The sequence below is a fragment of the Sphingomonas liriopis genome, assembly GCF_024211255.1.
Taxonomy (GTDB): Bacteria; Pseudomonadota; Alphaproteobacteria; order Sphingomonadales; family Sphingomonadaceae; genus Sphingomonas; species Sphingomonas liriopis.
Genome location: NZ_JAMLDY010000020.1, coordinates 53,645 through 65,290, shown reverse-complemented (window position 1 = coordinate 65,290; position 11,646 = coordinate 53,645). Strand labels below are relative to the sequence as shown.

Here is an 11,646-nt window from a genome sequence, read left to right as displayed (position 1 = left end):
CTCGACGCCATCCTCGCCAGACACAACCACACACCCAGGAAATGCCTCGGCTTCCGAAACCCCGCCGAAGTTTTCTTCCCGTTGCACTTCGATTGTGAATCCACACCCGGAACAAGTCCGGGGTGACGGAGGGAGTTTGGAAAGCGTCCGGAATCAAGCTCTGTAGTTGGCCCCTAACGCGCCACGTCACGCCCCCACGAACCGCCCCGGACGGCGTTCGTTGACGGCCCTCACCCCTTCGGCGAAGTCCGCCGTCTTCTGCAGCCACGCCTGTTCCGCCAGTTCGTGATCGGTCTGGCGTTCGACCAGCGCGGCGAGGTCGCCGCGCAGCGTCGCGCGGGTCGACTGGACGGCCAGGGGGGCGCCGGCGGCGATCTCCTGCGCCAGCGCCAGTGCCTCGGCGTACAGGCGGTCGGCGGGGACGAGGAGGTCGACGAGCCCCCAGTCGGCGGCCTGCTCCGCCTTGATGCGGCGGCCGGTGAGGTTCATCAGCAGCGCGCGCTGGCGGCCGACAACGCGTTCGAGCACCGCGGAGATGCCGAAACCGGGGTGGAAGCCCAGATGCACGAAGTTCGCGACGAAGCGCGCCTCGGGCGTGGCAACGCGGAAGTCGGCGACCAGCGCGAGGCCCAGCCCCGCGCCCACCGCCGACCCCTGGATCGCCGCGACCACCGGCTTCTTCACCGCGAACAATCGCGCGGCGGCGACGTAGAAGGGGTTGCGCGTGCCGGCGGGCTGATCCTTCTCGACCGGATTGTCGCGCGCGAGGTCGGCGCCGGCGCAGAAGATGCGCCCTTCCGACCGCAGCAGGATGGCGCGGACGTTCGCGTCCGTATCGGCGGCCACCAGGCCTGCGCCGATCCCCTCGATCAGCGCCAGATCGGCGAAATTGTGCGGCGGCCGGGCGAAGGTGAGGATCGCGACATGGCCGTCGTGCGCAATCGAAACGGGGGAAGTATCGGTCATGGTCGCCCTCTTGCCGCCGGGCATCGATCAATACCAGCCTGTGGCTCCGCGGCAGCGCTGTTGCCCGTATGCAACGCTCCGTTCAAGATCGTCGTCATCGTCGGAACCGTAGCGTCGCACCCCGCTTTAACGCTGGTGCCGGCGGGCCCGCGCTCCTACGGGAGCCGCCCCCGGCGATAGAGAAGCGGGGTACCGCTCGAAGAGCCGAGGAATGGGGCGACGTCGCTCCGCCCCGGGGAGGATGACGAGGAACGGTGGTTGGCGCCATCGCACCCCGGACGGCTGGACTCGATACCGGCCGCGCTGCTTCCCCGGACGCAAGAGACATCAGCAGGGCCGTCGCCGAACGACCTGCCGCAAAGGGGAACAGACATGAAGACCTTTACCGCCGGCGCGCTGCGCGCCGCGCTCGCCACCACCACCATCCTCGGCGGCGTCGCCCTTGCGGCGCCGCTCGCCGCGCAGACGACCACGGCGCAGCTGCGCGGTCAGGTCAGCGGTGCCGACGGCGTGCCGATCGCAGGCGCGAGCGTCACCGCGGTCAGCACCGGCACCAATCAGACGTTCCGCGCCGTCACCGCCGCCAACGGCGCCTATGCGCTGAACGGCCTGCGTCCCGGCGAATACCGGATCACGATCACCGGCGCGAACGGCCTGACCTTCGAGCGGCTGGTGTCGGTCGGCGTCGGCCAGTCGGCGACGCTGGATGCGACGCTGGGCGAAGCCGCCCCCGCCGAGACGACCACGGTCGGCGGCAGCACCGCCACCAACGAGGGCGGCGACATCGTCGTCACCGGCAGCCGCCTCATCGAGACGCGCACCAGCGAGGTCGCGACCAACGTCAGCCAGGCACAGATCCGCGCCCTGCCGCAGACCGACCGCAACTTCCTGAGTTTCGCCGCGCTGGCGCCGGGCGTCACCTATATCGACAGCGAACAGAACAAGGGCATCCAGTCGGGCGCCTCGACGCGCAGCCAGGTCAACGTCTTCATCGACGGCATCAGCCTGAAGAACCAGGTGCTCGACGGCGGCATCGCCGGCCAGCAGGACAGCCGCGGCAACCCGTTCGGCCAGCTCGCCATCGGCGAATTCCGCGTGCTGACGCAGAACTACAAGGCCGAATACGAACAGGCCGGCGCGGCGATCGTCACCGCGGTGACCAAGTCGGGTACCAACGAATTCCACGGCGAAGCGTTCGGCCAGTATACCGACCGCAGCCTTGCCGAGAAATCCTATATCGACAAGCGCGACGGCAATGCCGAGCCGGCGTTCAAGCGCAAGCAGTACGGCGTGTCGCTGGGCGGGCCGATCATCAAGGACAAGCTGTTCTTCTTCGGCGCCTATGAAGGCAACGATCAGGACCGCGCATTCAACGTTCGCCTGGGCAATCGCACCGCCGCCAACCTCGCCGCATTCGGCCAGTATGAAGGCGCATTCGTCAGCCCGTTCCGCGGCGACTTCTACTTCGGCAAGCTGACCTTCACGCCGGACTCGGCGCAGGTCTTCGACGTTTCCTATTCGAAGCGCCGGGAGACCGACATCCAGGGCTTCGGCGGTCCCAGCAACACCGCCTATTCGGCGGCGGAGAACAAGAAGAACACCGTCGATACCTATGCGTTCAAGTGGACGTATACCGGCAACGACTTCGTCAACGAATGGAATGCGAGCTACCTCAACTACGTCTATAATCCGACGTCGCTGAACCCCAACTCGCCGACCTTCATCTATGACGGCGTCATCACCTTCGGCGGCAAGAATGCCAGCCAGCGGATCAATCAGCAGAGCTATACGCTGCGTGACGACGTGACCTACAGTGGTCTGGACGGTCATGTGTTCAAGGCGGGGATCAAGTTCGCCTTCCAGGATTATGAATTCCAGAAGCTGTTCTACGTCCAGCCGACCTATACCTATCGCGTGGACACGACCAACGGACTGGACTTCACCTTCCCAGCACAGGCGCAATTGGGCCTTGGCAACACACGAATCGCGGCGTCCAATTCGCAACTCGGCCTGTATGCGCAGGACGACTGGAACATCACCGACAAGCTGCAGCTGAACCTGGGCCTGCGGTGGGACTATGAGTCCAACATGTTCAATAACCGCTACGTCACGCCGGTACAGGCGGCGGCGTTGCTGCGCGGCCTGCCCCAGACCTATTACTTCAACGCCAACGACTATATCACCGATGGCACCGATCGTCCGGCGTACAAGAAGATGTTCCAGCCGCGTGCCGGCTTCAGCTACGACTTTGCCGGCGACCAGCGCACGGTGCTGTTCGGTGGATACGGCCGCTATTACGATCGCAACGTGTTCAACAACACGCTCGACGAGCAATATCGCCTGCAATATGGCATCTATAACTTCTACTTCTCGCGCAACGGCAACCAGACGATCAACGGCAACCCGACCGTCGCCTGGGACCCCAAGTACCTGACGCGCGACGGTCTGCTCGCGCTGCAGGCGACCGGCACCACCGGTCGGCCGGAATTGTTCGCGGTCAAGAACAATGCCAAGCCGCCCGTCACCGACCAGTTCAGCATCGGCGTCCGCCAGCGCGTCGGCATCTTCCGCACCAGCCTGACCGGCAGCTACGTGCGTGGCCGCAACGGCTATACGACGCTGTTCGCGACGCGGACCAACAATGGCCTGGGCAATTGCTGCAACACCGCGCTCGCCAACAGCTTCGGCTATGCCAACGTGTTGATCGGCTATGACGGGCTCGACACGCGCTACAAGGCGCTGTTTGCGACGATCGACAAGGATTATACCCAGTCGTCGGGCTGGGGCGTCAACATCAACTATACGCTGTCGAAGGGCGAGCAGAACGGCGGCGATCTGTTCAGCCTGGATGGCGTCACGCCGGACGCCTATGGCTATCGCCCGCGTGCCGGTGACGAGCGGCACCATCTGGTGATCTCGAGCATCGTCGACCTGCCCTGGGGCTTCCAGTTCTCGACGCTGTCGACGTTCGGATCGGGCCAAGCCTATCAGGTGTTCGACGCGACCAACCCGGCGCAGGGCCGCGTCACCGCGCGCTATCCCGAGAAGAACTGCATCAAGGGACTGTGGGCCTATTGCGAGGTCAATCTGACGCTGGAAAAGAAGGTCGAGCTGTTCGAAAAGCATGAGGTCAGCCTGGCGGTCGACCTGTTCAATGCGTTCAACAACAAGAACTTCACCGGTTTCGACGGTTATTTCAACAACCAGGTGCAGGCAAACGGCCAGGTCGCCGATCCGCTGACGCCTGCCAACGCGCAGAATGCCACCGGCACGCTGACGCTGCCGCGGCGGGTGCAGTTCCGGGTCGGCTACCGGTTCTGATCGCGTGAACGGGCGGCCTTCCGCTGAAGGCCGCCCGTCTCATGACCGGCGGATATTCCCGTCTGATCCGTCCTCGAAGCAAGGGCAGGCTCATACGCCTTTCGACCGCTTCGAGGCGACCGCGTCGGCACGGCCCGATGCCGGCTAATCAGGAAGAGGCTCGCAATGCTCGACAGACGACAGATCCTCGGCGCCGGCGGGATGGCGCTGACCGGGTTGGTCGGGGGCTGCGCGACGATGCCCCGCCCCGCCCCCTCACCGAGCGCACCGCGCGATTTCGTCCACGATCTGCAGGAACGCAGCTTCCGCTTCTTCTGGGACACCACCGATCCCGCCACCGGCTGGGCGCCGGATCGCTGGCCGACGCCCAGCTTTTCGTCGATCGCCGCGGTCGGCTTCGCGCTGACCGCCTATCCGGTCGGCGTGGTCAACGGCTGGATCACGCGCGATCAGGCGCGCGCGCGCACGTTCGCCACGCTGGAATGGTTCGCCGCCGCGCCGCAGGGTCCGGGCAGCGACGACGCCAGCGGGTACAAGGGCTTCTTCTACCATTTCCTGGGCGTCACGAAGGGGCTGCGCTTCGCGCGCGCCGAGCTGTCGACGATCGATACCGCGCTGCTGATCGCGGGCGTGCTGTTCGCGGGCACGTGGTTCGATGGCGCCGATCCTGCCGAGGCGCGCATCCGGGCACTCGCCGACCAATTGTACGCCGCGGTCGACTGGACGTGGATCCTGCCGCGGCCGCCGTTCCTGTCGATGGGCTGGCATCCGGAGAGCGGCTTCATCCCGTCGGACTGGAACATCTACAACGAGGGGATGCTGATGTACCTCCTCGCCATCGCCTCCCCCACCCATCCGCTGCCCGCCAGTACCTGGGGCGCGCTGACGCAGCGGTTCGAGAACGCGTGGACCGACCGCTGGGGCGAACCCTATCTGCACTACCCGCCGCTGTTCGTGCACCAGTACAGCCACGTCTGGGTCGATTTCCGCGGCATCCGGGACCCCTTCATCAAGTCCAAGGGCATCGATTATTTCGAGAACAGCCGCCGCGCGGTGCGCAACCAGCGTGCCTATGCACAAGCGAACGCCGGTGGCTGGATCGGCTACGACAAGGATTGCTGGGGCTGGACCGCGTGCGACGGGCCGGGCGATTTCACGCTGAACCTGCGTGGTCGCTCACGCGAGTTTTTCAGCTATTCCGAGCGCGGTCCCGGCACGCGCGACGACGGGACGATCGCGCCGACCGCGGCGGCGGGATCGATCGCGTTCGAGCCGGAACTCGCCACCCGCTGCGTCGAGACGATGCATCAGCGCTATGGCGAGGGCATCTATGGCCGATATGGTTTCCTCGATTCGTTCAACCCGACGCTGACCGACGCGAAGGCGCCGCTGAAGCACGGGCAGGTCGTCCCCGGCGTCGGCTGGGTCGACAAGGATCATCTCGGCATCGATCAGGGGCCGATCGTCGCGATGATCGAGAACCAGCGCACCGGGCTGATCTGGAAGACGATGCAGAGAAATCCGCACCTGCGCCGCGGGCTGGAGCGGGCGGGCTTTCGCGGCGGCTGGCTCAGCTGAGGGCGACTCCGCCAAAACGGGTCCGTTTTTGCCTGACTTTTACGATTGCGCGCTATTGCCTCGCGCCCATGAGACGACGAATCCTGTGGGCGGCAGCGCTGGCCGCGATCGGAGCGGCGCCGCAGCCGGTATGGGCGCACGGCCGCGCGACGGATGTGCAGGCGACCCTGGCCGATCGGCTGACGCGGTTCGCCGCGCGGATCGCGCGCGACCGGAAGAGCGGCATCCTCTCGCCGGGGCAGGCGGATTTCATGACCGCGGACCTGACGCGCATCTGGAGCGACGCGACGCGGGTCATCGACAGCGAGGGCGCGATCGGTCCCGCCGAACGGGCGAGCTATACCGCGATGCTGCGCCGGATCGAGGCGCGACTGGACGCGGCGGAGGCGACGCGCCCCCACCCCCGCCCGATCACGCGGCGATCAGTCCGCGAATAGCAGGACGGGCGTTTCCAGCTGCTTCTTGAGCGCCTGGACGTAGCTTGCCGCATCCCAGCCGTCGACGACGCGGTGGTCGCAGCTGATCGACAGGTTCATCAGCTTGGCGCGGCGGATCTCATCGCCGCGGCCGGTGAAGACCGGGCGTTCGACGATCTTGTTGGGGCCGATGATCGCGACTTCGGGGCGGTTGATGACCGGCGTCGTCGCGATGCCGCCGAGTGGCCCGAGCGAGGTGACGGTGATCGTGCCGTTGCCGAGTTCGTCCGGTTTGAGCTTGTTGGCGCGTGCGGCTTCGGCGAGGCGGGTGATCTCGGTGGCGAGCTGCCAGACGTTGCGGTCCTGCGCGTCGCGGATCACCGGCACGGTAAGGCCGGCGTCGGTCTGCGCCGCCATGCCGAGATGGACGCGGCCCGAACGCGTGACCACGCCCGCCTCGTCGTCGTAGCGCGCGTTGAGCATGGGAAACTCGGGCAGCGTGCGGCAGATGGCGACGATCAGCAGCGGCAGCATGGTGAGCTTGGGGCGGACGCCGCGGTGGTCGTTGAGGTCGGCGCGCATGGCTTCGAGCGCGGTGACGTCGATCTCGTCGACATAGGTGAAGTGCGGGATGTTGCGCTTCGACGCGGCCATGTTCTCGGCGATGCGTCGGCGCATGCCGATGACGCGGACCTGTTCGTCGGCGCGGGCGCGCGATGCACCGGGGGCTTGGTAGCCCTGGCCGGCGTTGTAGCGCAGGAAGGCGTCGAGATCGGCGTGGCGGACGCGATCGGCGTCGGTCTTCACCTGGGCAAGATCGATGCCGAGATCGCGCGCGCGGGCGCGAACGGCGGGCGAGGCGAGGACGTGAGGTTGCGGAGCCCCCTTCTCCTCCGTTCGCCCTGAGCCTGTCGAAGGGCCGCTCGCGGCAGGCGCGACGCTTGCGGCCTGTGCTTCGACAGGCTCAGCACGAACGGGGGATGGGTCGGCGCTTTCGTCCGAACGCGCCGGCGTGGTCAGGCCCGCGCTCTGCGCGTCCTCGACGCCCGGGTTTTCGGCCTCATACTGTTCGGCGACCTCCGCCTGCTCGGGCGATGGCGGCGCGGCTACCACCTCGCCCTCGCCCGCATCCTCGGTCTCGATCACCACCAGCGCGGCGCCGATCGCGACCTGGTCGCCGACCTCGCCGGCCAGTTGGACGACCACGCCCGACACCGGCGATTCCATCTCGACGGTCGCCTTGTCGGTCATCATGTCGGCGATATTCTGGTCTTCCTCGATCCGGTCGCCGATGCTCACGTGCCAGGCGACGATCTCGGCCTCGGCGATGCCTTCGCCGATGTCCGGCAGCTTGAAGGTGAAGCGGGCCATTATGCGTCCTTCATGATCTTCTTGAGGGCCTGGCCGATGCGCACCGGCCCCGGGAAATACGCCCATTCCAGGCTGTGCGGATACGGCGTGTCGTAACCGGTGACGCGCTCGATCGGCGCCTCGAGGTGGTAGAAGCAGCGTTCCTGCACCAGTGCCGACAGCTCCGCGCCGAAGCCCGACGTGCGCGTCGCCTCGTGGACGATCATGCAGCGGCCGGTCTTCTTCACCGACGCCTCGATCGTCTCGATGTCGAGCGGCACGAGCGTGCGCAGGTCGACGATCTCGGCGTCGATATTGTGTTCGGCGATCACCGCGGTGCAGACGTGGACCATCGTGCCGTAGCACAGGATGGTCAGCGCCTCGCCCTCGCGCACCACCGCCGCCTTGCCGAGCGGGACCTTGTAATAGCCGGTCGGCACGTCGCCGGCGGGATGCTTCGACCAATTCTCCGACGGCTTGTCCCAATAGCCGTTGAAAGGGCCGTTGTAGATGCGCTTGGGTTCGAGGAACAGGACGGGGTCGTTGTCCTCGATCGCCGCGATCAGCAGCCCCTTGGCGTCATAGGGCGTCGCCGGGATCACCGTCTTCATCCCCGACACGTGAGTGAAGATCCCCTCGGGCGATTGCGAATGCGTCTGCCCGCCGAAGATGCCGCCGCCATAGGGCGAGCGGATCGTGATCGGCGAGGTGAACTCGCCTGCCGAGCGATAGCGCAGCCGCGCCGCCTCGCTGACCAGCTGGTCGAGCGCAGGATAGATATAATCGGCGAACTGGATTTCGGGGACCGGGCGCAGGCCATAGGCGCCCATGCCGATCGCGACGCCCATGATTCCCGTCTCGGTGATCGGCGTGTCGAAGACGCGGGTCTTGCCGTGCTTGGCCTGCAGCCCCGCGGTCGCGCGGAAGACACCGCCGAAATAGCCGACGTCCTCGCCCATCACCAGCACGTCGGGGTCGCGCGTCATGCAGAGGTCGAGCGCGGAGTTGATCGCCTGGATCATGTTCATGCGGGTGGTGCCGGTGTCAGTCATGGCGTCACTCATTGTCCCTCTCCCATTGGGAGAGGGAGGGAGCCGCGGAGCGGCGGAAGGGTGAGGGTGATAGCGGCGGTCGCCCTCACCCTTCCCACGACCTGCGGTCGCGGGCCCCTTCCCTCTCCCAATGGGAGAGGGAGATTCACTTGCGCGCCCATGGCCGCCCCGACGCCTCTTCCTCCGCCATCATCTGCGCCTGCTGTTCGCGCAAATGCCACGGCATCTCCTCGAACACGCCGTCGAACAAAGTATCCAGCGGCTGGTGCAGGCCGTGGCCGAGGATGCCGTTCTTCTCGGCTTCCTTCTGCTCGGCCTTCACATATTCGGCGAGCTCGCGGTCCTGCGCGGCGTGACGCTCCTCGTCCCATTCGCCGATCGCGATCAGGTGCTGCTTGAGCCGCGCGACGGGATCGCCGAGCGGCCATGCCGTCGGCTCGCCGGCGCTGCGATACTGCGTCGGATCGTCCGAGGTCGAATGGCCCTCGGCGCGATAGGTGAAATGCTCGATCAGCGTCGGCCCGGCGTTGGTGCGCGCGCGCTCCGCCGCCCATTGCGTCGCGGCATAGACAGCGAGCGCATCATTGCCGTCGACGCGCAGGCCCGCGATGCCATAGCCGATCGCGCGCGCAGCGAAGGTCGTCGCCTCCGCGCCGGCGAACCCTGAGAAGCTGCTGATCGCCCATTGGTTGTTGACGACGTTGAAGATCACCGGCGCGCGATAGACGCTCGCGAAGGTGCAGGCGGAGTGGAAGTCGCCCTCCGCGGTCGAACCCTCGCCGCACCAGACGGCGGCAATCCGCGTGTCGCCCTTGGCGGCCGAGGCCATCGCCCAGCCGACGGCCTGCGGATATTGCGTGGTGAGGTTGCCCGAGATCGAGAAGAAGCCGTAGTCGCGCGCCGAATACATGATCGGCAACTGCTTGCCCTGCAGCTTGTCGCCGCGGTTCGAGTAGATCTGGTTCATCATCTCGACCAGCGGATAGCCGCGCGCGATGAGCAGGCCCTGCTGGCGATACGAGGGAAAGCACATATCCTCGAAATCGAGCGCCTGCGCCGCGGCGATCGACACCGCCTCCTCGCCGGTCGCCTTCATGTAGAAGCTGGTCTTGCCCTGCCGCTGCGCGCGGAACATGCGTTCGTCGAAGGCGCGGAGCAGCGCCATGTTGCGCAGCATCCGGCGCAGCACGTCGGGCGAGAGCTTGGGGTCCCACGGGCCGACCGCGCGGCCGTCGTCGTCGAGAACGCGGACCAGCGTATAGGCGAGATCGGTGAACTCCCGCGCCGGGGCCGCGGTGTCGGGACGGCGTGCTTCGCCCGCGGGCGGCACGTCGACGCCGACGAAATCGACCGCATCGCCCGGCCGGAACTTGGGTTCCGGCACATGCAGCGTGAGCGGCTGCAGATTGGCGCGAGGATGCTCGCTGGCCACCATCTCTCTCCTTCACGTCCGGCACAGGCGCCGGCGCTGTTGGTTGATCCTGTCGCGCCGTTGTAATTAGATTTCAAGTGCGATGTGGTCCGGTCGGCGCGTGCAGGGTGTCATTGATCGGAACGCATGCTGTGCCGGATGGGTTCGCGCCGGCGATCCTCCCCGTCACGGGGAGGGCCATCGCCTATGGCGGATCGGCTGGCAGCTCCCCTTCCCCTTCGTCACCCCGGACTTGTTCCGGGGTCCACCGTTCGGCAGGCGTAGCGTTTCAAGCCTCTTGTCCGACGCTTGCGGCCCGGTGGACCCCGGAACGAGTCCGGGGTGACGGCGTATGTCGGGCGTCTGGTTCGTCACTACCCCAAGCGATGCCCCTCCCCGTGCCGGGGAGGAATGGCTCACCCCACCGTCTGCTCGATGACGCCGAAGATCGGGTGGTGGCGATCGTCCTCTGCCCAGATGCGTACCGTGTCGCCCTTTTTGAGGAAGGGGGTAGCCGGCTTGCCGTCGGCGATCGTCTCGACGGTGCGCAGTTCGGCGAGGCAGGAATAGCCGACGCCGCCCGCCGCGATGCTCTGTCCCGGGCCGCCGTCGGGACCGCGGTTGGAGACCGTGCCCGAGCCGACGATCGTCCCCGCCCCCAGCGCCCGCGTCTTCGCCGCATGGGCGACGAGCGTGCCGAAATCGAACGTCATGTCCTCGCCCGCCTCGGCGCGGCCGAACGGCTGCCCGTTGAGGTCGACGTGGAGCTTGCGGTGCAGCTTGCCGTCACGCCACCAGTCGCCCAGCGCATCGGGGGTGACGAACACCGGCGAGAAGGCGCTCGCCGGCTTGGACTGGAAGAAGCCGAAGCCCTTCGCCAGTTCGCCGGGGATAAGGTTGCGCAAGCTGACGTCGTTGGTCAGGCCGACCAGGCGGATGCCGGCCAGCGCCTCGTCGCGGCTCGCGCCCAGCGGCACGTCGCCGGTTACGACGACCACCTCGGCCTCGAGGTCGCAGCCCCAGCTCTCGTCGGCGAGCGGGATCGGGTCGCGGGGGCCGAGGAAACCGTCCGAGCCGCCCTGGTACATCAGCGGATCGTGCCAGAAGGTCTCGGGCATCTCGGCACCGCGCGCCTGCCGGACGAGCGCGACATGGTTCACATAGGCCGATCCGTCCGCCCATTGATACGCGCGCGGCAGCGGCGCGGCGGCGTCGTGTTCGTGGAAACGTTCGCGCGGGATGACTTCATGGTCGAGGTCGGTGGCGAGGTTGCGGAGGTCGGGCAGCAGCCGGTCCCAATCGTCCAGCGCCGCCTGCAGCGTCGGCACGATATGGCCCGCATCCGCATACCAGGCGAGGTCCTGCGAGACGACGACGAGCCTGCCGTCACGCCCGTGCTTCAGACTGGCCAGTTTCATGGAGACGCATCCTCTTGTCGTTGGACGCACTGTGTATCGGCTCCGCCGGGGCCGTGCACCGGAAAAGTCTCATCCGATACCGATCGACCGTAACTTTTGTTATTCGACGCTTGACGGCTGCCCCCGCGCGCCGC

General features: G+C 66.8%; 8 protein-coding genes and 1 pseudogene. 4 read left to right on the top strand and 5 right to left on the bottom strand.

Going from position 1 to position 11,646, the window contains the following annotated elements:
- Positions 1 to 126 (top strand): annotated as a pseudogene (locus tag M9979_RS17440) (IS30 family transposase); the annotation flags it as partial.
- A gap of 60 nt (positions 127 to 186) precedes the next feature.
- Here M9979_RS17440 and M9979_RS14800 read toward each other — a convergent pair.
- Positions 187 to 966 carry an enoyl-CoA hydratase/isomerase family protein gene (locus tag M9979_RS14800; protein WP_254290133.1) on the bottom strand — a complete coding sequence of 260 codons (780 nt, stop codon included), beginning with the start codon at positions 964 to 966 and terminating at the stop codon, positions 187 to 189.
- Positions 967 to 1,338: 372 nt separating this feature from the next.
- On the opposite strand from M9979_RS14800, the gene M9979_RS14795 reads away from it, so the two are divergent.
- From M9979_RS14795 to M9979_RS14785, 3 genes are all read left to right on the top strand, one after another.
- Entirely contained in the window at positions 1,339 to 4,287 is a 2,949-nt protein-coding gene (locus M9979_RS14795; RefSeq protein ID WP_254290132.1) for a TonB-dependent receptor, read from the top strand.
- 165 nt (positions 4,288 to 4,452) lie between these two features.
- Positions 4,453 to 5,865: a glucoamylase family protein gene (locus M9979_RS14790; protein ID WP_254290131.1), complete on the top strand. Its 1,413-nt coding sequence runs from the start codon at positions 4,453 to 4,455 to the stop codon at positions 5,863 to 5,865.
- Positions 5,866 to 5,933: 68 nt separating this feature from the next.
- Positions 5,934 to 6,302 carry a hypothetical protein gene (locus M9979_RS14785; protein ID WP_254290130.1) on the top strand — a complete coding sequence of 123 codons (369 nt, stop codon included), beginning with the start codon at positions 5,934 to 5,936 and terminating at the stop codon, positions 6,300 to 6,302.
- Here M9979_RS14785 and M9979_RS14780 read toward each other — a convergent pair.
- The 4 genes from M9979_RS14780 to M9979_RS14765 form a co-directional block, all read right to left on the bottom strand.
- The gene (locus M9979_RS14780) at positions 6,288 to 7,652 is read right to left on the bottom strand and encodes a dihydrolipoamide acetyltransferase family protein (protein WP_254290129.1); all 1,365 of its coding nucleotides are present in this window, start codon (positions 7,650 to 7,652) and stop codon (positions 6,288 to 6,290) included. The two genes, M9979_RS14785 and M9979_RS14780, sit on opposite strands and share 15 nt — an antisense overlap.
- Entirely contained in the window at positions 7,652 to 8,659 is a 1,008-nt protein-coding gene (locus tag M9979_RS14775) for an alpha-ketoacid dehydrogenase subunit beta (RefSeq protein WP_254290136.1), read from the bottom strand. Before M9979_RS14775 ends, M9979_RS14780 begins: the two co-directional genes overlap by 1 nt.
- 169 nt (positions 8,660 to 8,828) lie before the next feature.
- The gene (locus tag M9979_RS14770; RefSeq protein ID WP_254290128.1) at positions 8,829 to 10,118 is read right to left on the bottom strand and encodes a 3-methyl-2-oxobutanoate dehydrogenase (2-methylpropanoyl-transferring) subunit alpha; all 1,290 of its coding nucleotides are present in this window, start codon (positions 10,116 to 10,118) and stop codon (positions 8,829 to 8,831) included.
- Positions 10,119 to 10,510: 392 nt separating this feature from the next.
- Entirely contained in the window at positions 10,511 to 11,512 is a 1,002-nt protein-coding gene (locus M9979_RS14765; RefSeq protein WP_254290127.1) for a fumarylacetoacetate hydrolase family protein, read from the bottom strand.
- Between the last annotated feature and the right edge of the window lie 134 nt (positions 11,513 to 11,646).

Coding starts and splice junctions, on each gene's coding strand:
- M9979_RS14770 (WP_254290128.1), bottom strand. CDS start 10,118: ATGGTGGCCAGCGAGCATCCTCGCGCCAATCTGCAGCCGCTCACGCTG.
- M9979_RS14795 (WP_254290132.1), top strand. CDS start 1,339: ATGAAGACCTTTACCGCCGGCGCGCTGCGCGCCGCGCTCGCCACCACC.
- M9979_RS14775 (WP_254290136.1), bottom strand. CDS start 8,659: ATGAACATGATCCAGGCGATCAACTCCGCGCTCGACCTCTGCATGACG.
- M9979_RS14790 (WP_254290131.1), top strand. CDS start 4,453: ATGCTCGACAGACGACAGATCCTCGGCGCCGGCGGGATGGCGCTGACC.
- M9979_RS14780 (WP_254290129.1), bottom strand. CDS start 7,652: ATGGCCCGCTTCACCTTCAAGCTGCCGGACATCGGCGAAGGCATCGCC.
- M9979_RS14800 (WP_254290133.1), bottom strand. CDS start 966: ATGACCGATACTTCCCCCGTTTCGATTGCGCACGACGGCCATGTCGCG.
- M9979_RS14765 (WP_254290127.1), bottom strand. CDS start 11,512: ATGAAACTGGCCAGTCTGAAGCACGGGCGTGACGGCAGGCTCGTCGTC.
- M9979_RS14785 (WP_254290130.1), top strand. CDS start 5,934: ATGAGACGACGAATCCTGTGGGCGGCAGCGCTGGCCGCGATCGGAGCG.